The sequence below is a fragment of the Zobellia uliginosa genome, from assembly GCF_018860745.1.
Taxonomy (GTDB): Bacteria; Bacteroidota; Bacteroidia; order Flavobacteriales; family Flavobacteriaceae; genus Zobellia; species Zobellia uliginosa_B.
Window position 1 is genome coordinate 111,834 of record NZ_JAHKPY010000012.1, and the last position, 25,388, is coordinate 137,221.

Consider the following 25,388-nt stretch of genomic DNA (forward strand, 5'->3'; position numbering starts at 1 on the left):
ACCATTATGAGAAAAGCAATTCCATTCGTATGGTTTCTGTGCTTCTATTATTTTTCAATGGAGGCACAGGAAACCATTACGTTCAAAGCCGATTTAGCAAAAAAAGAATTAGAACATGTAGCTACGGACGACCTGAAAGCGAACCAATTTTATGATTTGAAAATACTAGGTGTCAACACTGCTTTTGTTGCGGTTGTGGTTACAACTACAGATTACAGTTTAACCTCTAGCACACCGGGTCTTCTAAAATCGCTTTTACTTAAAATTCCAGATTCGGGTATTTTAGGTTTTATATCTCAAGAGAGCGATGCCCCAAAATATGGGCTCATCTATGCCCAATCTATGGAGCATATTAAAAAACTGGATTCTCTTACGAAACGTTCCAATGCCCTTTATGAAGTCTCCAATGACAATGCCGAATTTAGAACATTGGACATGGTGAAAGGCATTCAAAAGAAGGCCCAACTTCATTTACGGAAACTCAACCAAGTTTTCAATACAACTGCAGATATACTGCAGCCAAAAAAGGTAGATTATGATGTACTGAGAAGCAATGTGTCCCAATCGTATCATTACATTCAAAGTGCTAAACACTATTATAAAACCCTTCTCGAGAATTCTGACCTGAGTATAGATTCTAGTGTAGCCAATGAATTGATTTTATATTCTTCAAATTTGGAGGTGCTGAGCGAATCTATTGATTTGGAAACCAGTTTAAGGTATTTTGATTTTCTTGTGGGTTCTACGGAGATGAAGAACTACGAGCAATTTCCAGAACTGCTAAAGGCATCTAAAGACGTTATGGAAGCAAAAATAACGCTCATCAATACGTTTACGAACGATACTATTTTTACTAAAAAAATCGACTTTTTTACAAAGAAAGGTGGTTTTAAGTTCGATTTCTCAACGGGATTCTTCTATAACAACCTCAACGAAAAGTCGTACTATTTGGAAAGTCAAGATGATGGACGAAACCGAATACTAGAAGAAAAAGGAAGTAATTTTGATGTAGCAATTGGAGCATTGGCACATTTCAGTTATCAATTTAAAGCTGGACTACGAGGTGGAATAAATGCCGGAGCAGCGGTATCACCTCTAGACGGCATTACTCGATATCTATTTGGGGCTGGAGTATTAATAGGTAGAGAGCAGCTCATAGGTTTAAATGCTGGGGCTTCGTTAGCGCGACTAGATGTGCTCTCAAATAGCGTGGAAAGTGAAAATGGAAATTTGTACGTTCCCGCAGAAATCACCTCAGCCCCCACCTATAAAAAATCGAAATGGGGCATCTATGTTGGGCTTACCTACAACCTCACCAGAGAGCGAAAAAAATAAAAGCTAAGTATCCAGCTCAGGATATAATTTTCTTGCTTTTGCAGCTATACCCTGCAATTCGCCTGAAGACATTTCCATTTCCAGACCTCGATTTTCCATTGACTTTTTTTGACCGCCTTCCGCTTGCATGATCATTGCACCAAGAACGAGGCCCTTATTGTGCTCCGCTACTTTCTCGTCTTTGATTTTTTCCTTTTGTTCCTCTACTTCTTTCTTTTCCGTTTCTGCCTTTTCAGCTCGCTTTCTATTTACTTCTTTTCCGAATAGAAACCCCACCGCAGCAAAAACAATGGCCTCTACTCCTGAAAACAAATAAATCAACCGGCTCCAACTAGGGTCGCCGCTATCAACTTTTCCAATTAAAAAATAGATAAAAATGCCGTAGGCTATAAGAACGGCAAGTGCAATCATATTTTCAAAAGTGAACCAACCTTTAGGATTGGTAGCTGGTTCGGGAAAGCTACCTGTAGTTACTTTAGTTTTATCTGGCATAATGAATCTATTTTAAACCAATTCGGCTTCCGTGCTTGTCTCCCCTTTTTTGGGCTCAGATAAGCCCTCTAAAAAACCACGTCTATCTAAAAATTCACGCCCGTTTTCATAGAGTATGCCTACTACCACCTCATTTAACTCTTTCTTTTTCTTAGTAAAATCGAACAAATCTTTGGCTCCCCCATTCACCTTCTGATATTTCTTGGCAGCAACCGGCAACCATTTCATCAAGCATGCTTTTAAATTTTTGAATTGGCGGCTATCACTACATATATTGGACGGCTCAATAAAAGCATCAAAATCACTACCTATACAGATAAATTTTTCCGGTGCATCCTGAAATTTGGATTTTAAACCAATCACAGCCATAATATGAATGATATTAAAACAAAAGTTTAACGGATGTACTTCTTTCTTGGAAGGCTCTAACCATGACTCTTCCGCTTGTATTTCCTCTACACTGGCATAATTTATTGATTTAATACTGGTGTATGGAAAGTAATGGATAAAATCTGGTGTGGTTATAAATTCGCACACATCTTCTTGAAGTTTAGATTTTGTGCTGTATCCCAATATATCCACATCCAGCCCCACTCCAATAAGTCCGTTGCTATTGGCAATTTCAATAATATCTTCATCCATTAAATTAATGGTTCCGGGATGAAAACTGAATTCCGTGTTGGCATCAGCACCCCAATATCCTGCTACTTTGGGTTTTGTGTATAGCTTAACGGTCTTTATTCCTTGATCTACGTGATTCGCACATTTTTCAATTTCAAGATTGTGCTTCCAATCACTTATGGAATACCCTGTTACACCAACGTGAGAAGCAATCAAGGGAATTTTACCAAAACCTTCTTTCTCTCGTAAGGCGTATAAATCTTCCCTGGACTTCAGGCTTAAATGCTTGATGTCTATCAATACGCCTGCATCATCCTTTTTTTTGGTAGGCGCTTCTAATTTATAAGCTGTTCTAACAACTTCTTCCCCTAATTCACTTAATCCATTCCCAAAAGGATAAAAAGACGGATGCCTGAGGTTTTTCGTTCCATAAGCATGTGTCGCCAAATGTTGCTCCGGTATATGCGTTAAGTGGGTAAGGGTTAGGTACAGTATATCCAATCCATATTCGCGGAATGTTTTATACAACTTTTTAAGTACCTCCTGTGGTTTTCTATTGTCTTCGGAAATGGCAAAATTAGGATCAAAAAACGGGTCTTTTTCCAATCCCTCAAAACTATCATAATCAAGGGCATTCCCTATTTTTTTCATACAAAGATTATGTCCGCCTTCAATTGCGAACACCAAATTTGGCAACGCTTTTGATACGGCTTCTCTAGTATTTTTAGAAGGCCTGGCAATAAGATTTAAACTTCCTTTTGTGTGTGGCTCCCTATTTTCTAAATTTCTGTTTTTTAGATATAATGCCACCTCTTTCAGAAACAAATTTAGATATGAAACCTCCCCTTCTTTAATCGCATCAAAATAGGCATCATCCAGCGGTTTTTTGAGGTAGCTTTTTAATACATCGGCTAGAAACCCTTTACTGGAAGCCATCCCAAATTCTATAGCGGCAATAGCGGCTATGCCGTACCGTACAGGAGCCTCATTCAGGTAATCAATGCAACATTGACTTTCAAGCCTGCGAAGTACATTCTCATCTGTATAATCTTTAAAAGCTTTGGTCATACTTATGGGCATGGTGGCTGCATTCGCTTTTTTTGAATGCGACTCTTTTGGCTTTGGTGCCAAGTGGTTTTTTGCCATGGGATGAAAATGAAGGTCAAAATAATTATCCATGATTTTTGCTTTTAATTGAAACTTTCAAAATATACTTTTAGTAATCTTTCCGTTTGGTCTTCATCAAACTGACCATAACTTTCAAACACCTTGTTTACCGGTCTTCCCGTCATTGCGGCCACACTTATCCGTGCTCGTTCTGTTAAGGCTTCTCCAACTTGTTCGCTTTCAAAACCGGGCGTTAGTTTTCTACGTGCGGTGTTCCATAAAAAATGCACGGTTTCACGAACGCCTAAGTCCCATTCTTTGCGACTCTCCTTACCTGCATAAGCATTCTTCAGCCCTTTAATTTCTTCTGCGGTTACTTCTTTTGCCAATAAAGCCGTTACATCTAAAATCCCCGCCCCAAAACGCTTTTGGTCCCATTCTCTATTATCCACCACATCCTGGGCAGATTCTTTTAAATGCTTCCGAAACAACTCAACAATTTGCCACGGTTTCTCTATGAATTTGTTCAGGTTTTTAAAGTTTTTAGCTTTCCATAAAGCCGCAGCAGAAGCCACATGTGGCGTTGCATAGCTCGTACCCGAACCAAATACCATTATGTCTTCTTGCTTTTTGTTCTTGAACGGCACATACACATCTTCGCCGGGTGCCGTTATATCTACCGCTGGGCCGTACGATGTATACCGCCAAGGTTCGTTATTTGGGTTAGATGCAGCAACGGCAATAGTACCCGGATACACTGCCGGAGCAATTACGGATTCTACCATATTACCTGCCGCACATACCCAAATAACCCCTCGTTCATAGGCCGTTTTGGCAATACTATAAATCATAGGCCTCGGATAACTGCCCATGCACATAAAAACAACATCTGCATTGGCGTTGATTGCCTGAGAAACGGCATTGAACAAATTGCGCCCTCTACCGATTAAAATCACGGATTTTGAAATCCGATACGGAATTACCTTTACCAATGATTCTTCTTCCGCAACGGCAACCCCTTGATTCCCGTCATTTTCAATTCTGCCGTTAGCCCTGTTCCCCATAATTATACTTGCGGTACGGGTGCCGTGACCGGGTTGTTTTAAAATGCCCATGCTCATTTCATCCCTAGCATCTTCCCCATCTATAAAATCTTCATCCTGCAGTAAGTTGTAGCCTCCCAAAACCTTGGAATGGTCCGTATAGCCCGTATCTAATTGTATCAGTCGTATTTTATCGGCATTTGCTTTTAAACTGTCATATGCTTTAACGTCCTTCAGATTGTTCGCGTTTGTCGCATTTAGATTCCACTTTCTATATTCGCCACTCTGCCCTTTTGGGATAAAATCCTTTACCAAACTGGCATTCGCCCATCGGATTTTAAAATCACCTTCACTCTTGTCCCAATCTGCCGTGCCGTCATCTAGAGATTCTAAACTTTCATTACCTGACCAGCGCCCATAATGCCCGGGTTTGATATCCGTAGACATTTCCAGATCGGGCGTACAGGTATCTATTTGTGGCAACCCTTCCAGTTCTGCCGCCACTTCCCATGGGGTTTTATCGGATTGCACATGTATGTAATAAAAAAGCCTGTGGGCCTGTTCTGTAGACATCGGGTACAAAGGCTCGCTAAGCACCAGACCGGGAACCAAACTGGCTGCGTTTTGCTTCCAGTCGTTTTGCATTTCTTTGACTCCGGATAGTTGTATCTCAAAATATAGGGTCTGATCGGTTGTACTTTCGGAATGGTTCATAGCATACTGTGTTGATGGTGTAGTTCTATTTTCGGTATGAACAGGAGTTGAACTCACATTTGTATCTAAAACACTGACCAAAGACGACTTGTATTTTTCCATTGCTTTGCTAACAGGCATTTTTGCTATCATATTCAGGATACTACTCACACGAATACCTTCGTTCCCCATCCAGTCTATCATATTATCCGGGTCTCCGGGTTGTACTACGGACCCGTCTTTTCTCAGCCATTGTCCGTGTCTGTTTTTTCTGGGTACGGCACTGTGGTGTAGCGCTACTACTTCACCCGTACCCAAACCGAGAACCATACTTCCCGATGAACCGGGAAGCGTATCCGATTCATAGATTAGAAAGTCATCTTTAAGCACCAACATGCGAATGTCTTTCATTACAATTTTCTTGTAATCCCCTTTTGGGTGTTGCACAATGGCACAGTTCTCCCCATCTATAATTTTACCCAGTTTTTTATCTAATCGGGCGACAGGAAAATTACTGATCGGTGTTCCTTCATTGGAAACTTTCTCCACCGCGACAATGGTAAAATCCAGACCGCTATACGGGTCACCAGTATCTTTTTTGTAATGCGAAGTCATAAAGAATTCCTCTGGTAGCAAATTGAAACTTTCCGATTTATTGGGGTTTCCTTGCTGGTCCAATTCGTAGTTAAATTGAATGGTAGAATTGCTTGCCGTTTCCGCCGTGCCCAACACATGATTGTTGGTAAGGATAAGGTTCGGGGCTATCAAAAAACCGGTGCCGTGCCCTGTGTTACCCAATCTGGAATTGGTAGTAATTCTACCCACGGCCCTAGACAATTCTACGATACGCTGAATGATACGGATATCCTGAAAATTGGCCTCTCCATTAATGCGCTCCAATGCTTGAAGTTCCGCTGTTCCCTCACGGGAAATTCGGTTGTACAAGCGCTCGGTATCGGTTTGTATTTCAGATAGTTCCACCTTTCCTTGGCGAACATGGGTTATATCTGTTTTTATTCTATCAATGTCATTTAAGACACTGGAATAATTAGCATAGGACTCTTCGGCCAACTCCCTTAATTTATCATCCATGATGTACAGCGTTACAAATGGTTATTTTTTAATTTTCAATCAACTCTAAATCCACAGCATAATGGTCCAAATCTGCTTTGTTCAATTCATTGGGTGCCCCCATTGTTATAGCTTCCAGTTCTGCATAATCCAATACAAAATCTTGGTATTTGGTAAAAAGTCCGTTTAACATCTCTATGAACTCCGGTTGCGGAAAACAGTCCGTTTTATCCGTTCTTACATGGCAATGCGTCCACACACCAGGTGCGCCCGTTTGTGCTTCTTCACTTATAGCAAACCAAGAACTGCTATATTTAAAATCTCTAATGGGTACATCAAAAACCTTAGCTAGCGTGAGTAGCAACCGCTCACATTCTGCGATTTGCTTTTCGGTATATTTCTGAAAATATTGATGTCCTCTCCACGGCGTGTTCAATTGACAAACCTCAGATTCCGGCACAACTATTTTCTTGGAATTACTCTGAAAGTAAAACTGACCGTCATTGCTTTTTTGAAGCGGACCTAAAGAACAAATCTCAATCCCTATTGATTTTTTGTTGAGCAGTTTATTGTTGTTCAATCTCGTTCCCAAGTGGTGTGCCCAGAACATTTCATTAAAAGCCCTGTAGGTCACCCCATCAAACATATCATCACCATCCAAGGACCTTCTTCCAATAACAAAAGAGGTGCCTACCCTGTTTAAAGTCCCCGGTTTATTATCGTTTTCCCACCAGCCAATAGTATAATCAGGTCTGTGCAGTCCTGCAGTATGATGCAAGTAGATGGTATCTTTCTCTGTGTATTGGTGCATCCACTCATCATCTTCAAGAATATAATCTGTGGTACCCCAGCCAAAATTATAGCCGGTAAGCATTAATTTCTCCCATGTGTTTTTGCCTACAATACCATCTACACCTAGAAAATTGGCACGTTGAAACTGTACCACTTTATCATGTGTAAGTGCATCAAAATCGGAAGAAATTTCCAGTGGATATCCAGACCGCCCCAATAGTTTTTTTAAGAATGAAACGGAGGAATTAAAACTGCCTTTACGCAATGTTTTCATTTTTTGAATTTTAGAGTTAGAAGCGTATTTCCTGAATGACCCTACCAATTGGCAACCCCATCTATAAATTCTTGATACAGGTCCGAAGACTTATTGGGGCAACCACCGTAATTGTGAATGCCCACACCAATACATCTATTTCTCAACAGCGGGCTTCCACTTTGCCCGCCAAACGTATCTGCCTGATAAAAGAACCTACCATTTTCCTTTACCAGATTATCGGACATTTTATATTGAAACAATCCATTATCACGGTCCGCAGGATACCCGCAAATTTCAGCTATGTTCGGGTCTTCCATGGCAGGTGTAATAAAACTACAATGACTCACCTCTTTACTGAGTTTAATAGCACCCATATCATATCTTGTAGAGGCATTATCTATCCAACCTCTAGTGGCCATAAGTTCCACAGCCTCATACCTACCATACGGTTCTGCGAGTCCACTTTTACCGGGAATGGCAATGATGGAAGTTTTCCAACCTCCAGAAGATTTGTTGTAGACGCAATGTCCGGCCGTATATAAAATGTTTCCGGCCACCAGCCATCCAGAACCCACATAATTCAAGCCATTACTGGCTTTCATGTACAGCTTACAAATAGCCATATACGGCATTTGCTGAGTTGCTAATACTTTTTGGCGCTGATCAATTCCACAAACCGTTTCGTTGGTTAAATCTTCATTCCGCTCAATCCATGATTCGCTGGTTATCTCTTTCTCGTTTATTCCCTGGTTTTCTTCAACCAGTTTATGAAAAACAAGCTCTTTTTCTATTTCTGTTGTGATTACATCTCCCATGTTTATAAATTGTATTGGTAAAAGTTCAGTATGTTATGCTCACAGATTGGAGCATCAAAAACATTCTATATTGATAACAGGGGGGAATTCTCGGAAAATCCGAATTAGCAATTCGGAATAAATGGATACATCTTATTAAAACAGCTATGTGATAATGATTTTGATTTTAAATAATGAGATACAAATGACTACCTCACTTCTATCAAGCCACATTACTTATATAAATCTAACAATCAACTGTTTATATGGAGTTTGAAAATGTATACATGGTATGAATTTACGTACAAATGACAAATTCCACTTAAACTATTCAAGGTTTTCTGCGCATAAAGACGACCCCTAGCTAAATTTGTACCCCCAAAATCTACATTCTAAATCAGGTTGCAAATCTCCTTTTACTAGAGTAAAAGAAAAAACAGTACTTTAGAAATACAATTACGCTTACTTGTATAGGTGAAACTCACTTTTAAAAATTGAATATGAAACAAGCAATTCATTCCAAAATACTGCTTCTTGTTTTCTTACTATTGACTATTGGTTCCTTTGCACAGCAGCAAAAAGACACCCGGGCAAGTAATGTGCCTCAAAGTGCGAATGAAGTTTCGTTTACCTCTGTTCTCAATGCTCACTTAAACGCTGTTAGCACTAAAAACTTAGAGGCTTAAAAGCATCCCTATTATCCAAAAGACATGGGAACTGAACCAAATAAACACACAAGTAAAAGAATAGAAGTCCCTGAAAATTTTCAGGATATTTTTACGCATTTCTATAGAGCTGAAAACCGTTCAGAAAAACCCATTACCAAAACGCTTGTTCCCAGCTTTCAAATTATTATGGTTTTTAGTTTTGGTGCGCCTATTTCATTTGTGACGGAACATGAATCTGAAATTACTATTGAAAAATGCCTTGTTCTTGGCCCCATAAAACAGGCTTTTGATTATACCTTACCTGCTGGTTCGGATATGTTGGTCGCCAATTTTAAAGACGATGCCTTTTATAGGTTTTTTGGGAAGGTGATTTTATCCGATTACCTACCCACAAATCCAGATTCGCTTTTAACCGAAAATTGCTTTACTAACCTCTGGCAACTCATTAAAAACGTAACCCCAGAAGAGCGTGTAAACCTCATTCTAGATTTTTGCAAACCCTACTTGAAAGAGAGCGAAACAGCTTTTCAAAAATTAGCTGATTACACCAACGACTATACAGTCTTTAACCCTATTAAAATTATAGCTCAGGAAACCCAACAGAGCGAAAGAACCGTTCAGTTAAATCACAAAAAATACTTTGGGTATACCGCCAAGGAAAAGAGCCGGTACGAGAAATTCATAAAAGCAATAGAACTGTTACAAAAACAGTCCTCAAAAGTAAATTGGTTCGCTATTATTGAGGCTTGCGGTTATTACGATCAGAGCCAACTAATACACGACTTCAAACACTTTACAGGCCACACCCCTAACCAATACCTCAAATTTCAACAGGATATTTGTCAAACGGAATAGCATTTCGTTTTCTTACAATTACAGCCCAAAGGACAGGGCTACATTTGCTTCATCAATCTAAAATATTTATAAAATGAAGCATCTTATTATCTACGCCCATCCTAATGCAGGCAGTCTAAACTTCCATTTAAAACAAACCGTCGCACAAACCCTAGAACAGCAAAATCACGAAGTTGTCATCAGGGATTTGTATAACCTCAACTTCAACCCTATTCTGTCTTTAAAGGATATGTCTGGGCAGCGCAAAGGAAAGGTTTCAAAAGACGTCAAAAAAGAACAAGAATACATTTCCTGGGCGGAGCACATCACTTTTATCTACCCGATTTGGTGGACCGGAATGCCTGCCATAATGAAAGGATATATAGACCGTGTTTTTAGTTATGGTTTTGCTTACCGCTATGATGCCGGGGTTCAAAAAGGACTTCTAAAAGGAAAGCGAGCAACCATCATCAATACCCATGGCAAATCACAGGCCGAATATGAAAGCATTGGCATGGACAAAGCCCTTTCCCTAACATCGGACAATGGTATTTTTGCGTATTGCGGATTTGACATAGCAAAACATTTCTTTTTTGACCAAGCGGATAGGCCATCGCCCCAGCGCGTTCAAGAATGGACGGAGATACTCATAACTTCATATAAAATATAGCCTTAATAAAGGGGTTCAACTTTATTATAGCTATACTTCGGTTTAACTTTTACAAGCTAACACGGGAGACCAAAATCCATAATATATCAACATGAGACTACTATTTACATGAGTACTACTTACCCCAATACTTTTTCCGGTGCCACCGTATCAAAATTGGAGAAGTGAAGTAAATAAGGTGTAAACTCTGGTATGCCAATCATTAGACATGGCATAAGTTTCCTCCCTATTCAACGCTTTTATTACAGTATAGCCTTTAAATTCCGCTACAGCCCCGGGGGATTCACCCCAATAGAATTGAACAACTTCGCTTTTGCGGAGAAAAACTTGTTCTGTACGGCGTTCCTTTTGAGCTCGGCATCTATGAGTTTGCTTTCTCTGGAGTTCACTAAAAACAAAGAACTCTCCCCAAAACCGAACTTCCGTTCTTCGGCGGCTACCATGGTGTTGTAATTAAAAACCACATCGTCTATTAAGACATTTTGTTTTTCAAAGGATTCCAGTTCCCGGTACAGGCCTACGATTTTGTTTTTGATGCGAATCTCTGCATTGTCCAGCTCAAACTCGGCGTTCTGTAATTTCAGTTTTGCCAGTTTTAAATCGCCTCGTTCTTTACGGAGAAAAAGAGGTACGCTAAAGGCCACGCCACCTTTGTAGGCCTCGGTGGTAAGACTGGAAATGTACTTTGGTTTCTCGGTCAAGAAATTATATTGCAATTCTATTTTCGGCAAAAGTTTATTGGCTTTTAAACGCTTTTCTACGATAAGCTCATCGATCTTATACCCTAAGGATTTTAACTTTGGGTGGTTCTCTATGGAAAAACTATCCAAAGGCATGCCCATAATTTCTAAAGTGGTATCTATTTCACCGGCAAGATTTAGTTCCGGAACAACATTTTCCTGTAGCTCCACGGGCATATTATCGCCCATCCAAAGAAAATTGGAAAGCTCCAACGCACTTTTTAGAAAACGGACTTTTGCCTGCTCCAAATTCAGCTCACGATCTTGCATGGCTATTTTAGCCTCTACCGTATCAATGGCAGCGACTTCTCCTACTTGAGCGCTCTTTTTCACCCCTTCAAAACGGACTTCGGCATTGGTCAAAAAATCAGCATACACTTGGGTATCCCGGTAGGCATGCAACCAATCAAAATAGGCCAAAGAAGCCTCAAAAAGAACCTCGTTTACCTGTAGATCACGCTCCACCAATGAACGCTCCTTAAAAATCTTGGCTTGCTTTAAAGTAGCCATACGCTCATTTATCCACAGCCCCTGCCCTACCGAAACAGATACGCCTGCACTGTACAATCCGTCTGTGGGTACGGTCTGATCCGGATTTAGAAAATCACCTTCGTTTTGCTCAAAATTACCCTTTAGTTCAACGCCGTACCAAGTGGGTATTTTAAAAGTGGCGTTCAGGCGGTCATAATACTCCGTTCCCTTAAATTCCTTTCGGTCATAATCTACCTCAATTTTAGGATCAAAACCACCGCGTGAACTCATAAGAGTGGCCTGCCCCATACCAATATTCAGCTCGGCCTGTTTGGCTATGGGATGGTACTTTTTTACATACCCCAGATATTCGTTAAAACTCAAAACCACCTCTTCGGGCTGTTGGGCTTGCGCACCAAAACAGCATACAACAAAGAGATAAAACAGTAATTTCTTCATCATTTTTCCTTTTTAGCGGTCGTTTCTTTTGGCTGGTAATAGTTAGGTGGGAATCCGTTTATCTGTCGCCATAGCTCAAACCAAATCGGTACATCGTCTAAAAGGGATATGGTATTGGCACCGGAACCAACGCGAATATCCTCTGGCCAGGGTTCTGCTTCCGGGTCATCGTCCGGAGCGACCAATACACGGTATTTTCCGCTGACATCTATAAAGGTTTCCACCGCTACGATTTTCCCTGCAAACGTTCCGTAGGAAGCATTGGGCCAACCGCTAAAAACAATAGCGGGCCAACCATCAAACTGTATCCGTACTTTTTCGCCTACGTGTACCAATGGCAGGTCTATTGGGGCCACAAAAGTTTCCACGGCCTTTTCAAACTCGGACGGCATAATACCTACCAAGCGATCACCTTCTTTAAAGTTCTGACCTATGCCACCTTGCACCGCTTTATTGATAAAACCGCTCTGGGGCGCCTTTATATAGTACATACCGGTACGCACCTCATAATTGGCGTATTGGTTCTCTAATTTGCTTACCTGTGCTTCCGAATCAAACTGATTGGATTGTGCGGTGTACATATCGCTCTGCGCCTTGGAAATCTTATCCGTGTATGCTACGGCCACGCGGTTAATTTCCATGGTGGCATTGAGCACATCGTTTTTAGCGGCCAACAGTTTATTTTCCTGAGAAATAAGTTTGGCCTGTGTTTCCTGTAGCTTCAATCTTTTTGCCTCCACATCGGTCATGGCCTTTAGGCCTTCTTGCTGCAATTGCGCTATACGATCGTATTGCCGCTGGGCAATCTCAAGATTGGTACGTGCGGCCTCCAAGTCTATGCTATCGCTCTTTACCTTTAATTTGGATTGCATCAGTTTGTTTCTGGATTGCTCCAACTTTAGACTTCGCTCATTGCCCAAAGCGGAAATCTGATTGTTAAGTGCGGCTACCTTGCCTTGGTACGACTCAACGGACATATTCTTTGCCGCTATCTGCTGCCCTGTCCGTTCCACCAAACGTGGGTCAAAATACTCGTTCTTTACTTCGGAAATGTGTAAAATGGTATCGCCTTCTTTTACGAAATCCCCTTCTTGTACGTACCATTTTTCTATGCGTCCCGGAATGGGCGACTGTATGCTCTGTGGCCTGTGCTCCGGACTTAGCGTCGTTAGGCTACCCGTACCCCGCACACTCTGCGTCCACGGTAGGAACAAAAGAATAAAGCCAAAAAGCGCGGACCCCAACAAGAACCGGTTAAAGTGCTTGTAGTGCCTTTGGTGAAACACCTTTTCGGTAGATTTATAACCTGTAAGATGTACCGTTTTGTTGATCGGATTGTTAGATATATTCAGCATGGTTTCTTAGGTTATGGAAACAAGTTGCCCCTGGTTCAACGTAATTATTTTTTGGCATGCCTTTACCCATCTTAGGTCTTGGCTTACGACTACCAGCGCCCACGGGTTTGACTTATTGGTCAAAAACTTCATGATGCGTTCCGCTTCCACCTCATCAAACTGGTCCAAGGGATCGTCCAATAAGAGTAGTTTTGGCATGTGCACGATACTACGCGCCAAGACTATTTTTCGTGCAATGGTATAGGGTATATACTGCCCTTCCGGATAAATCATAGAATTGAGGCCGTTGGGCTGTTCCTTTATGAACTGTAGCAACCCAATATTCTCCAGTACCCAATGCAGGTCTACATGCGGGACGCGTTTATCCCCTAAAGTAATGTTCTCCAAAATAGTACCTTCAAACGGACTTTCCTCTGGAATGCACTGCCCTAAAAACGACCTGTAGTGGTTGGGTTTAATTCCCTTCAGCGAAAAATCATTCGCATAAATATTACCCTCGGTGGGTTCAAAAATACCCGCGATCAATCGTAACAAAGTAGATTTACCGGAACCGTTCTCCCCTATGACCAGTTGTCTGCTTCCCGGTTCTATTTTAAAAGAAATATCATGTAGAATGTTTTTCTTCGTAGCCGTACCAAAAGAAATTTTATCCAGCTCTACCGTTAACTCGTCATCATCCTTCAGTGGTTGCTCACCTCCTTGGTTCTCCAGTTTAAGGTCTACGACCTGTCCTATTTTTTCAAGAGAGGTCAACAGGTCATAAAAGGTTTCAAAACCACGTATCAATTTTTCTACGGAGGTAATCACCAAAAGAATAATAATCTCTGCAGCTACAAACTGCCCAATGTTCATTTCTTGGTTCAGCACCAACAAGCCCCCAATGGCAAGCAAACCGGCCGTTACCAAAACCTTAAACCCGATCATCTGAATAAATTGCATCAGCAATACCCTAAAGTGGCTTTCGCGAGATTTTAGGTATTCGGAAACTAGGTTATCGTTTTTATCTACGGCAAGACTGGTACGTCCGGATAGTTTAAAACTTACCTGCGAACGTGCCACTTCCTGAATCCAGTGCGCTACTTTGTACTTTAATTTGGATTCCTCCAAACTGGTATCCATACCTTTCTGCACCGTAAAACGGAACACCAAGTAGACCAATAACAGCAGCAGAATACCATAAATGATAAAAAACGGATGGTAGAACGAAAGCAGTAATAAGCCAAAAAGAATCTGCAATAGGGCTGCCGGTACGTCTAGCAAAAGCTTGGAAAGTCCCTTTTGAACCGTAATGGTATCAAAAAAACGGTTGGCCAGCTCCGGCGGATAGTAGTTGCGCAGCTCGCTCATTTTAATTTTTGGAAACCGATAGGTAAACTCAAAAGAGGCGCGCGTAAATATTTTCTGCTGCATGTTCTCTACAATACGGATCTGCATGATTTGCAAAATACCCCCAAAAGCAACACCACCGGTCACTAAGACCACAAGAAGTATCCATGAAGAGCTAATTTCCGCACCTTGTATAAGGTTGATAATAGTCTGAATACCCAACGGAAGCGAAAGATTCACCAAACCCGCAAAAATGGCGTAATAAAAAGTTTGCAGTACATCTCGTTTATCCAGTTTTAGCAAGCCCATAAGGCGCTGCCAAGAGGTCAGTATTTTTTTAGCCATTCGGGTTTTTATTTAAAGAATTAAATACCAGTTGTGTAAAGTAGTCGGTTGGGTCGCCATTTTCATGGCAATCGGTCAAGGACTCAAAATGGTCCTTTAAAAAATGTTGGTGCAAGGAGCCTTCCAGCACCGTGCTGGCCAAACTGTTGGGGTACGTATAGTTGCCGTCTACGTTTTTGATCATCTCGCTCAAACGGGTTACCAGTCTTTTATAGATTACAAAATAACCCTCTTTGTTTTCTGTATCTACTTCTTTGGTAAGGTAGGATTTAGAATACTCGTTAATAACGATCTTGCTTAAAAGTACCTCATTAATATGAGAGAAATCAGAATCGTATTTTGTAGCACTGGTTACGAGCGCCAATGCTTTTTTTAGCTTTTCCTCCGGGTCTTGTATGTTGTGGGTGGCGAATACCAATTTGTACTCTACCCAACCCCAGTACCAAGATGTTAAGTACAGTAGTAATTTGTGCTTGTTCTCAAAATAGCGGTATACAGAACTTTCATTACTCTTTATCTTAGCCCCCAATTTTTTAAAATTGAAACTTTCAAAACCCATAGCATTGATCATGAGAATACTTTCTTCTACAATGCGCCTTCCCAAAGTAGTAGACTCGGGGTCTTTGATATATATTTTTTCGTTGATGCCGATTTTAACCGACTGTAATAATTTATCCATAGTGCTGAGCTTATTAAGTTGAGATACTACTTCATTATGCTTTGTTGAGCAAACACACTTGCAAATATAATAGTAATACTATCATATATTAATAGTTTAACTTTTATTTTTAACTCAATTACTATTATTTATGGTTGTAGCACTGTTATTTAAGAGGATGATAAAAAAGAGGTTGTTTTTTTATGGATTCATCAACAGCGTCATACGTCTATAAATTCGTACGTTTTGTCGAATAACTGACAGAAAGAAGCAATTGTAAAACGGACACTTGCCGTATCTCAACTTAAATATTGATATTTAAAGTTCTGTACGAAAAATGCTCTGGATTTTGAAAGTGAAATTGAGCTATAGTATAGAAGTCTACCCCTCATTTGATTACAGAGATAGATAATCAAAGAGAGAGTTTTAATAAAACTAGAATTCTCATATTCTGGATTGGGACCGAAAAATAAATATAACATGAGTAAAGTAAACAACGAGGTTAAAGACAATTATGAGCTTCTACAAAAGTTGACATATGGTCCGAAAAATCTCGCTACTGATCTAATTATTTTACAACCTAAAAAAAACAACCTAGATTGGTTAAAACAGTCAGCTAAAATTGACCATTTAATAATTGATGAAAATATCACTTTGATAGTTGAAAAAAAACTATCGTTATATAAATATGGAATTAAATTACATTGTCCAAATTTCACGGAAAAACCATATTTTCGATTTGATTCTGATGGACCTGCACATAGAAACAAAACAGAATTACCACTATCGGAACAAAAAATTACAACACCTCATTTTAATACTTACGATGATAAAGGACAAGAATTTGCTTATAAAAGTGATGCTTTAAAAAGCGAAGAAGATGCTAAAGCCATTGTAGAAAATTTGGATTTTGGAATTAGTCATTTTTTCCATGAAACGAATATTGAAACAAATGGAAAAGCAGAATACCCAGAAATAAAAGTTGATGAGCCAGAGTTATTTGAAATTGAACCTGAGACTGACCCATTAAATGGAATTGATTTTTTAGATTAGCGGAATGGATAAATTGTTAGACATATTTAAAACAATTAAAGATGATTTCTGCTCTCTCACAACTTACAAGTTGAGAGGAGAGAGCTTAGAAATAATCACGCCATTTTCTACTTTGAATAATAAGTTTGTATCTGTTTTTATAAAAGAAATTAAAGGTAAATATGTGATTTCTGATGCTGGATGGACTGACTTAAACTATTATGATGTTATCATTAGCAATGAATCTGATGATATATTTGAACGGATTTTTACTTTTTATCAACAGAGTTTTGGAATTTCTACAATTTCTGACAAAGCAGGTACATTACATTATTTCAAATCTTGTTCAAATCCAAGAGATATTCCTGCAAATGTTTATGATTTAGCAAACTTTGTTGTTGGAGCTGTAAATTCTTTAGGTATTAGATATAAAGACGAGAAGGAAGAAAAAGAGAAAGAAACATTTCGAAAAGACGCTAATACTTTTTTGAAAGTCAATTATAATGACAATGTAAAACTTCAAAAACCTCTAGACGATTTACAAAACATAAGATTTAATGCAATAATCACTAAAAACTCTGATATATATTTAGTGACTTATGTAACTGGAAGTAGCGCATATTACTTCGCAAATGATCTAAGAAAAACTATTGTGAATTTTGAGATTTCAGAAAAATCAAAATACAGAAGTTTTATTCGAGAAAAAGTATCTATCATAAATGACCAAGCAGAAGGTTATCATCCTGAGAAGTTAAGAAGTATGATGGATTTACTGAATGAAAAGGTTACACAGGAACCAATAAAATGGTCTGAAAAAGAAAAGATTTTAGAAATAATAAAATAAAGTATATAGGCCAAAAATGGTAATAACAACAAACAGAGTTAGGTCTCTTTACAATGAATTGACATACACAATTTAAAAAACTTTTCTTATATCTTCTTAGCTCAGTAAATCTAATTTTGAAACTAGCTAAAAGTGTATTGCGCTACATATCAAAAATGAAAATTAAAAGCACGATTACCTATTTAAAACCTGTTTCGCTTTTAACTAGGCTTTTTGGAGGAATTGTATTTTTATTCGCCTTTGTAGTCATTATATTTTTCAATTATTTGTTTGGTTTTTTCATGCTTTCTTTTAGCATTTATTTAGCAGCTTCAGAAGGGTCACAGATAAATTTTGACACGAACAAGTTCAGAAATATATGGTCTATTTTTGGTATTCATTTTGGTAAATGGGTAGCCAACCCTAAGTATGAATATATTTCTGTTTTTAAAGGAAAACAAAAGCAGCGTGTAAACTCTCTAGGTGCGTCTACCTCTTTTTCCGACGAGGTATATTTAGTCAACTTATTTCACGATAGAAACCAGCACAAAACGTTTTATAGAACCTTTGACAGAGAAGATGCTTTTATAGTGGCGCAACATTTTAAACTAGCCATGGACCTTAATATCCTTGACGCCACAGAACCAAAACAGAAGTGGTTGGATTGAAACTAAATTCTCTTTTGTACACTATGCTTACATTAATACTTTTAAAATAATAATTCTAATGACGTACCACGGATTAGCCGAGAATATTTTAGAACAAAATGACAAACCATTAACTGCCAATGAAATTTGGAAACTTGCTGTTAACCAAGGTCTAGACGATCAATTAAATAGTTCCGGAAAAACTCCATGGGCTACACTAGGGTCCAGATTATATGTAATTGCGCGAGATAATCCCGACTCTCCATTTAAAACTGTTGGGAAGCGACCTAAAAGATTCTATTTAAAAAACAAAAAATATAATATAGATTTCAAAGAATACGAAGAAGGAAAAACCGAAGAAGAAACGGACATTTCCTTACCCAATCCCGTAATTAGTTATTTAGAAAAAGACTTGCACCACTTCTTAACTCACTTCGGATTCTACAATTTAAATTGTTATTGTAAAACAATAAATCACTCAAAATCTGAAAAGAAAAGCTTCGGAGAATGGGTCCACCCTGATATGGTTGGCTGCGTCTTTCCAATTGATGAGTGGCACAACGAAGTCTTAGAATTAAGTTCTGCTGTTGGCAATACCTCTGTCAAATTTATTTCTTTTGAGTTGAAAAAAGAGTTAAACCTTTCTACATTAAGAGAGAAATTCTTTCAGACCGTATCAAATTCGTCTTGGGCTAATGAAAGTTATATTGTGGCTGCTGAAATATCTCAAAACGAAGATTTCCTATCGGAACTAAGCCGTCTATCTAGTTCTTTTGGTGTTGGTGTAATCAAAATAGATGTTGAGGATCCCAATTCTAGTAAAATACTATACTCAGCTACTAACCGTGAAAACTTAGATTGGGAAACAATGAACAAACTAACCGTAATGAATAAAGATTTCATGCAGTTTGTAAAACGAGTTAGAATTGATTTGAAAAGTAACGAAATACGTAAAGAAAAATACGATAAGATTTTAGACGAAGAACAACTAGATAAACTAATAAAAAATTAATTACCGATATATAGTTTATACTAACTCAAAATTTTAGTACATATTTTTGAATTTCAGGATAGAAAAAATAAGGAATTACATGATAAACAGGTTTTTAAATGCAAAACATTGGCAACTATTCATTCTTATGTTTGGAGTTCCAATTTTGCTTCAAATAATTACTATGATATCAGTGTTTGCGAACATTGACTCCAACGGCACTCCTGGCCAAGCAGGAATGTTGAATATGATACTGATATTTCCAATTATAATGTTCCTGTATGCTGGGCTTTTTTTTGGTTGGTTTTGGTCTATTGGAATTGGATTGCAAAAATATATTCCAACTGACATTCATATGAAAATCAAAAAGTTCAAAATATTATTCTTCATTCCTCTAGCATATATTCTTTTCCTATTAATGGTTATAGTAGCTGTTTTTTACGGAGTATCATCTGGAAATAATGACGTCAGCGGTATACTTGGAAAATTGCTGTTTGTTATTTTTCCATTGCATCTATTTTCAATGTTCTCTATATTCTATCTGCTATATTTTACAGCGAAAACAATCAAAACGATTGAATTGAAACGAACGGTTACTTTTAGTGATTTTATAGGAGAATTTTTTACGATTTGGTTCTTTCCAATCGGGATTTGGTTCATACAACCGAGAATAAATGAAATAGTATCTAAAAAAAATACTAACAACAATATCACCTAAAACAATTGCTGTTTTTTTTACTTAAACGGAGGAAGGTATCACTCAACTCTCTTTGCACAAACCCGTTGAATTTTATTATAAACTGTACATGAACCTACTAGATTTCCTTTTCGGCAAAAAGAAAACCATAAACGACCCTGTTTTAGGTATTATAAAAAGTGAACGAATTAAAGGTGAGAACCATACCAAATCATATACATGGTATGCCGGCTATTTGATACCCAATGCTCTTGAAAAATCTTCGGTAGTCATGCAAGGAAACAACAGAGAACCCAACCCTGCGCAACTCACTGAGATAAAATACATCTTGCACAACTTAGACTCGCTCTATCTAAAAGTTGATGAGAAATTGGCCCATGAAGCCAAAAACCAAACTCCATCAGAACGGGAAGCATTTAAAAATTGGAGAAACTTTTTATTTCTTGGGGCTATTCATCCCGCCAACTTAGATACAAGTCTAAATTTTGAATTAGGCTTTGACCCCATTGATGTTAAATCTAACGGGTACATGAGTTTTACGTATTCTAATAGAGAAATAATTGAAATGGATGGGGAGGCTCCTAAATAAACATGTTATAAATGAAGCACTTGATAACGGCGTAGTTTTTGAGAGTCTCATTATCATGAAAAAAGCCCTACTTCTTTCTTTACTTTTTCTTTTTGCTTGTTGGTTCGCCAATGCGCAAGATGCTCCTATCTCAGAATTTGATTTGTACGGCACTTGGCTATTTGAATGGAATGACCGCGAAGACCCGCCAGAACGTTTGTATTACTCCAAAAGAATTGATTCTGAACCCATTTTGAGTGAAAATTGGATGAGCATATCACTTTTGGCCCATAATGCATGTAAAACTGGAGAAAGCTATAGTGGTAATGGATGGTGCGCAACCGGTACAAGTACTTCCTCAGCAACCCTACTGTATTGGCTCTACACTCCCGAAAATGAAACTGTACTCATTTTTTCTAACAATGAACCTGAAAAGAAAATGAGCAAAACGGAGCTTGAGAAAAATACCGTTTCCAACCCAGAGCTATGGACGGAATACCAAATTGTAAGAGTACCCAACAACCAATTAGGTTTGAAGTAAGTTATGCGGAGGACAGCAAAAAATCAGGAGTCTAGAAACAATATTTCTTGAAAAAATTCTCTTTGTTCACTTAAAAATATACTTTCTTTTTATACATTCTATTCTAATCACAGTCGGCTTTTGGGAATCTAAAAACAACTCCCTATTCTTTAAACAAAATAAGTCTGCTTTATTCTTAACTGACTAAATTTTAAGATTATACAACTAAACCCATTGCCAATTAAAATAATATTTAGATATTTGTCTAAATATATAAATAACTGATGAACGAAATATTTAAAGCGCTCAATGATGAAACCAGAAGGCGCATTATAGAACTGTTGAAAGACAAGGATATGAATGCCGGGGCAATCGCGGAAGAATTCAATATTTCCAAACCCAGCATTTCGCATCATCTAGATATTCTTAAAAGAGCGGATTTAATTACGAGCGAGAAGAAAGGACAGTTTGTAGAATATACCTTGAACACCACCATTCTGGAAGAGGTATTGACCTGGATATTAACCTTAAAAAAATAAAAGATGAAACTATCATTAAAAAAAGAACTTCCGAATATTATTATGCTGTTATTACCGGCCATCTATATGGCCTACATTTGGAACGGCCTGCCACAAGAAGTACCCGTTCATTGGAATTTACATGGTGAGGTAAACAGATTTGGCAGTAAATTGGAGTTGGCCATAACCACCTTGTCCATGCCAATTATAACGTATGTCATTTTTCTTATCCTACCCTTTATAGACCCCAAAGGGCAGATAAAGCAAATAGGTGCCAAATACGGCAACTTGAAACTTTTCATAGTAGCATTACTTTCTATGCTCGCTATTTTTATACTGTACAATGCTAAAAATAGTCCGGAGCTAAGTCCGGAATTCATCATTCCTCTACTTGGAATCCTGTTTATGGTTTTTGGAAATTATTCCCAGACCATTAAACCCAATTATTTTATTGGCATCCGAACCCCATGGACACTGGAAAGTCCGGAAGTTTGGAAAAAAACACATCGTTTAGGAGGGCAAATCTGGTTTGTAGGCGGCCTGGTAATTGCAGTTTGTAGTATGCTAATCCCCAGTGTTTATAGTATGAAAATCGTAATAGCTTCATTTCTGATCCTAGCACTTATTCCGGTTATTTATTCTTACTTGTATTTTAGGGATATCAAAAAAGTCGTGTAATCGCTTACGCTATCATTTTACCATCCTCTAAAACATCAATAAAATTTAAATTCCTGCCAGACGTTCTATTATAGTAAAGGCATTTAAGAATCCTTATAGTTTCAAGAAATTTCGCGTTGGTGCACCTATATTTTAAACCATTGCCCCACCCTTTTGTCTTACTTAACATAAAATCTACAAGAAATGAACTTTATAAGACCTACCGCATTCCTTTCGCTATTGCTAGCATTACACAGTTGTAGTGACGACAACAACACTGCTGACGAGACCGCGGTTATAGACCCTACGGAAGAAGCCTGTACTACAGACCAAGTTCTGAATAGCAGTAGAGGTCCCTGTGATGTAACCTTGCCCTACGCTTCTGAATTTGAGGAATCTACTTCAGAAACTACCCGCACCATAGCTTCCAATTCCATACCGGAGCATCTGGTGGGACTTTTTGGTGGGGGTTCCGGTTCTTTGAACCCCAATGCTATTTCCGAACAATCCGAAACTTACGAGTTACCATTAAACCCCAGTGAAGCGAATGATTTTACATCGCTTTTAAATCAAAATACAGGACCGCAATATTCTTTTGGTGTGCTATTAAACGGCGTGGAGTTAGATCCTGTTGCTGCAGAGCCCTTTCCGCATGAAGGTGCTTTGAGCGCTAATGTAAATTGGGAATGGAACTTAGAGGCATTGAACGTAAACCTTGGGTTGGATTGTAATAATGCACATGTACAACCTACGGGAAAATACCATTATCACGGTTCGCCTATTCTTTTTCTGGAAAACTTAAGTATTCCCGATACTGACATGACCATGATCGGCTATGCCGGAGACGGTTTTCCCATTTATTATAAATATGCCTATGAGGATCCTACCGATGCTTCGTCTGCCGTTATTGCCATGACACCTAGCTACGAATTAAAAACCGGAGACAGACCCGGAGATGGTGTTACGGCTCCTTGCGATGTCTATAATGGTATTTATTCCAACGATTATGAATATGTTGAAACCGCGGGCATTTTAGATAGGGCCAATGGAAGAAATGGGGTTACGCCAGAATATCCTAATGGCACGTACTATTATGTTATTACGGATGCCTTCCCCAGTATACCTAGGTATTTTAGAGGCACGCCTTCGGACGATTTTAAAATAGGACGTTAAATGAAATATAGTATTCTCCTGCTGCTATGGAGTTTGTCTTTTTCTGCTTCTTTGGCACATGATCCCAATGAGGCTTTTTTTAAATTCACCCAAACGGAAAATACCATTGAAGTAGCGGCCGAATTCCCATGGACGTTGAGAAATGCGCTTCTTGCTTACAAACCTTCCTTAAAAGAGGCGGTGGATAACCGTGATTTTGAAACTACCTTTTTAGAATACTTAAGGGAAAATCTTATCCTAAAAGATGAAAATGGCGTGGTACTGCAATTGCTAGGTTTTGAAGAACTGGATAATAACCAACACGCCCATCAAAATACCTATAACATCACTTTTAAGGGAACAAGTCTTTCTGAAGTAACGAATACTACTTTATGTAACCTTAACGGCAATCAGGTAAACTACAACACTCTTGCTCTAGGTAAGAACAATGAAACATTCCAAACCGGAAACGAGAAGGGTACTTTTCAATTAAAAAAGGAAAACAATACTCCGTATCTATTACTTTTATTGATTCCCGTGTTTTATTTTTTTTATAAAAAATTCGGCAAAAAATCGGTTTCCAACTAAAATTACCGATTGTTTTGGTTGTGTAATGCTGGGGTGCTTTTTGGGGTAAACGGGTTTGCTTCTACCCGCTTCTACTATCCGTAGAACCTAAGAATCTAGGGACCTGGTTTCTTGAAAAAACTCTCTTTATCCCCTTAAAAAATATGTGCTCTTTTTCTTCGTTCTATTCTAATCAAAATCAGCTTTTACTAATTTATAAACTATTGTATGGGATTAGATATGAGACCTATGGGCAAGCCCCAAAAAGGATTTGAAAAAAGGTTTAAGGAAATTTTTGAAATGGTAAGTTCCGATTCCATTCCTAAACCTACTTTATGGGAAAAAATGAGAGGCGTTAAACAAGCCACCAAAGAGGAATTAATACAAGAATGGTTTGATAACCAAATATCGACCTACGAAACCATAAAAGCGCCCATGGTTGGAAAAGACCAAGAAGCTGAAGTTTGGATAAAACAACGGTATGAAGAAATGGAGCAAAAACCACCTTTGGAAGATTTTCTAAAAGAGCACCACGGGTATTATGTTATTCCGCTTGCCAAAGAGCAAGATGGCGTTCCTTGTTATAGAGCTATAGGCCAGGACGAGAATGTCTTTAGAGGGCAGTTTTTAAAAGATTGCGTTGACCTGATCGGAGAAGATTTGGTAAGTGAGGCTTGGAGTACAAAACAAGCAGAAGAAACATTAGATTATGGAAATCGGTTAATGAGCGCTGCCAATACCATTGCAAAAGAGAATAACCTAGAGCACTTAAAAGACCAACGTACCGCTCCCGACACGGATGAAAACCAAATAGAATCTAAACTTCATATTGTATATTCCGCTGCCAAATGGCTCACTTTCTACGGGAAGAACGGACATGGGTATGAGGCGGATTTTTAGGATAGACTTATTCTTTAATTATTCAACCAATTATATACCCATTTTCTTAATTATGGAAAATTATAACCGAGCATCAACCATCAAAAAATATTTCAATGAAATAACTTCTGGAAAACTAGAATTTTCAGAGTTAAGACAAAAACTTGAAAACCTAGGCATAGAACAAGAAGAAATTACTGTAGTCATAAGGCAGGTTGACAAAAAAGTGCAAAGAAATATAGAAATGAAAGCGATAAATGCAACTGGCAAAAATTTATTTTATGGAGGTTTGATTGTAGCCCTTTTAGGATTGGTTTTAACTATTGGAACTCTAACAGGCTTAGTAAACTTAAAAGGAATTGGAATTATAGCATATGGCCCTATTGCAGGAGGACTTATAACAGCCATGACCGGAAAATCTCAAATGAACCGCAGTTGAATAAAATCCCATCCTCGGTTAACCCAACCCCTAAGTACTATTTGGATACATCTAATTGACCTTGCTATTCTTGAAGCCTAGAAACCAGAACAAAAATGGTTGGATTGAAAATGAAAATATAGATGGGATTTGAAAAATTCTCTATATCTCTTAAAAATAAATAGCTTA

General features: G+C 38.5%; 26 protein-coding genes. 17 read left to right on the forward strand and 9 right to left on the reverse strand.

Translation table 11 applies throughout. The features are described 5' to 3' along the window. Positions 1-6: 6 nt before the first annotated feature. Entirely contained in the window at positions 7-1,335 is a 1,329-nt protein-coding gene (locus KO521_RS11820; protein WP_215940124.1) for a hypothetical protein, read from the forward strand. Positions 1,336-1,338: 3 nt separating this feature from the next. Here the strand turns inward: KO521_RS11820 and KO521_RS11825 are convergent, their stop codons facing one another. From KO521_RS11825 to KO521_RS11845, 5 genes are read right to left on the reverse strand one after another with little or no spacing between them, the layout of a single operon-like run. Beyond that, positions 1,339-1,827, reverse strand: coding sequence for a hypothetical protein (locus tag KO521_RS11825; protein ID WP_215940125.1), 489 nt, complete (start codon positions 1,825-1,827; stop codon positions 1,339-1,341). Positions 1,828-1,839: 12 nt separating this feature from the next. Beyond that, the gene (locus KO521_RS11830) at positions 1,840-3,627 is read right to left on the reverse strand and encodes a hypothetical protein (protein ID WP_215940126.1); all 1,788 of its coding nucleotides are present in this window, start codon (positions 3,625-3,627) and stop codon (positions 1,840-1,842) included. 11 nt (positions 3,628-3,638) lie between these two features. Next, positions 3,639-6,383, reverse strand: coding sequence for a S8 family serine peptidase (locus KO521_RS11835; protein WP_215940127.1), 2,745 nt, complete (start codon positions 6,381-6,383; stop codon positions 3,639-3,641). Between the two features lie 28 nt (positions 6,384-6,411). Continuing rightward, positions 6,412-7,428 (reverse strand): peptidoglycan-binding domain-containing protein, encoded by a 1,017-nt coding sequence (locus KO521_RS11840; RefSeq protein ID WP_215940128.1) that lies wholly within the window; start codon positions 7,426-7,428, stop codon positions 6,412-6,414. Positions 7,429-7,469: 41 nt separating this feature from the next. Further along, complete coding sequence (locus tag KO521_RS11845) at positions 7,470-8,225, reverse strand: trypsin-like serine peptidase (protein ID WP_215940129.1); 756 nt, start codon at positions 8,223-8,225, stop codon at positions 7,470-7,472. Between the two features lie 479 nt (positions 8,226-8,704). On the opposite strand from KO521_RS11845, the gene KO521_RS11850 reads away from it, so the two are divergent. The 3 genes from KO521_RS11850 (at position 8,705) to KO521_RS11860 (ending at position 10,376) form a co-directional block, all read left to right on the forward strand. After that, entirely contained in the window at positions 8,705-8,890 is a 186-nt protein-coding gene (locus KO521_RS11850; protein WP_194532377.1) for a hypothetical protein, read from the forward strand. Positions 8,891-8,914: 24 nt separating this feature from the next. Next, positions 8,915-9,727: a helix-turn-helix domain-containing protein gene (locus tag KO521_RS11855; RefSeq protein ID WP_215940130.1), complete on the forward strand. Its 813-nt coding sequence runs from the start codon at positions 8,915-8,917 to the stop codon at positions 9,725-9,727. A gap of 73 nt (positions 9,728-9,800) precedes the next feature. Continuing rightward, the gene (locus KO521_RS11860; protein ID WP_215940131.1) at positions 9,801-10,376 is read left to right on the forward strand and encodes an NAD(P)H-dependent oxidoreductase; all 576 of its coding nucleotides are present in this window, start codon (positions 9,801-9,803) and stop codon (positions 10,374-10,376) included. Between the two features lie 266 nt (positions 10,377-10,642). On the opposite strand, the gene KO521_RS11865 is transcribed toward KO521_RS11860, so the two are convergent. The 4 genes from KO521_RS11865 to KO521_RS11880 are packed head-to-tail and all read right to left on the reverse strand — an operon-like array spanning position 10,643 to position 15,751. After that, a complete protein-coding gene (locus KO521_RS11865) occupies positions 10,643-12,049 on the reverse strand; it encodes a TolC family protein (protein ID WP_354668203.1) in 1,407 nt (468 codons plus the stop codon). After that, entirely contained in the window at positions 12,046-13,401 is a 1,356-nt protein-coding gene (locus KO521_RS11870; RefSeq protein ID WP_215940132.1) for an HlyD family secretion protein, read from the reverse strand. Before KO521_RS11870 ends, KO521_RS11865 begins: the two co-directional genes overlap by 4 nt. 6 nt (positions 13,402-13,407) lie before the next feature. Beyond that, a complete protein-coding gene (locus tag KO521_RS11875; RefSeq protein WP_215940133.1) occupies positions 13,408-15,072 on the reverse strand; it encodes a peptidase domain-containing ABC transporter in 1,665 nt (554 codons plus the stop codon). Beyond that, entirely contained in the window at positions 15,065-15,751 is a 687-nt protein-coding gene (locus KO521_RS11880) for a TetR/AcrR family transcriptional regulator (protein ID WP_194532384.1), read from the reverse strand. The genes KO521_RS11875 and KO521_RS11880 overlap by 8 nt, the downstream gene beginning before the upstream one ends. Before the next feature lie 459 nt (positions 15,752-16,210). On the opposite strand from KO521_RS11880, the gene KO521_RS11885 reads away from it, so the two are divergent. The 13 genes from KO521_RS11885 (at position 16,211) to KO521_RS11945 (ending at position 25,220) form a co-directional block, all read left to right on the forward strand. Next, a complete protein-coding gene (locus tag KO521_RS11885; protein WP_215940134.1) occupies positions 16,211-16,783 on the forward strand; it encodes a hypothetical protein in 573 nt (190 codons plus the stop codon). Positions 16,784-16,787: 4 nt separating this feature from the next. After that, entirely contained in the window at positions 16,788-17,606 is an 819-nt protein-coding gene (locus KO521_RS11890; protein WP_215940135.1) for a hypothetical protein, read from the forward strand. Between the two features lie 155 nt (positions 17,607-17,761). Then, positions 17,762-18,253 carry a hypothetical protein gene (locus KO521_RS11895; RefSeq protein WP_215940136.1) on the forward strand — a complete coding sequence of 164 codons (492 nt, stop codon included), beginning with the start codon at positions 17,762-17,764 and terminating at the stop codon, positions 18,251-18,253. A 58-nt stretch (positions 18,254-18,311) separates the two neighbouring features. Next, positions 18,312-19,244 carry an HTH domain-containing protein gene (locus tag KO521_RS11900; RefSeq protein ID WP_215940137.1) on the forward strand — a complete coding sequence of 311 codons (933 nt, stop codon included), beginning with the start codon at positions 18,312-18,314 and terminating at the stop codon, positions 19,242-19,244. A 79-nt stretch (positions 19,245-19,323) separates the two neighbouring features. Further along, positions 19,324-19,941, forward strand: coding sequence for a hypothetical protein (locus tag KO521_RS11905; protein WP_215940138.1), 618 nt, complete (start codon positions 19,324-19,326; stop codon positions 19,939-19,941). 88 nt (positions 19,942-20,029) lie between these two features. Further along, a complete protein-coding gene (locus KO521_RS11910) occupies positions 20,030-20,509 on the forward strand; it encodes a hypothetical protein (RefSeq protein WP_215940139.1) in 480 nt (159 codons plus the stop codon). 55 nt (positions 20,510-20,564) lie between these two features. Then, complete coding sequence (locus tag KO521_RS11915) at positions 20,565-21,029, forward strand: hypothetical protein (protein ID WP_215940140.1); 465 nt, start codon at positions 20,565-20,567, stop codon at positions 21,027-21,029. 263 nt (positions 21,030-21,292) lie between these two features. After that, positions 21,293-21,547, forward strand: coding sequence for an autorepressor SdpR family transcription factor (locus tag KO521_RS11920; RefSeq protein WP_194552378.1), 255 nt, complete (start codon positions 21,293-21,295; stop codon positions 21,545-21,547). Positions 21,548-21,550: 3 nt separating this feature from the next. After that, positions 21,551-22,204 (forward strand): SdpI family protein, encoded by a 654-nt coding sequence (locus KO521_RS11925; RefSeq protein ID WP_215940141.1) that lies wholly within the window; start codon positions 21,551-21,553, stop codon positions 22,202-22,204. 183 nt (positions 22,205-22,387) lie between these two features. Next, positions 22,388-23,356 (forward strand): YHYH protein, encoded by a 969-nt coding sequence (locus tag KO521_RS11930; protein ID WP_215940142.1) that lies wholly within the window; start codon positions 22,388-22,390, stop codon positions 23,354-23,356. After that, positions 23,357-23,923, forward strand: a complete 567-nt coding sequence (locus KO521_RS11935) for a DUF6702 family protein (RefSeq protein WP_215940143.1) — start codon at positions 23,357-23,359, stop codon at positions 23,921-23,923. Positions 23,924-24,130: 207 nt separating this feature from the next. Beyond that, on the forward strand, positions 24,131-24,802 hold the full coding sequence (locus KO521_RS11940) for a hypothetical protein (protein ID WP_215940144.1): 672 nt from the start codon (positions 24,131-24,133) through the stop codon (positions 24,800-24,802). A 52-nt stretch (positions 24,803-24,854) separates the two neighbouring features. Next, positions 24,855-25,220 (forward strand): hypothetical protein, encoded by a 366-nt coding sequence (locus tag KO521_RS11945; protein WP_215940145.1) that lies wholly within the window; start codon positions 24,855-24,857, stop codon positions 25,218-25,220. The last annotated feature ends 168 nt before the right edge of the window (positions 25,221-25,388 follow it).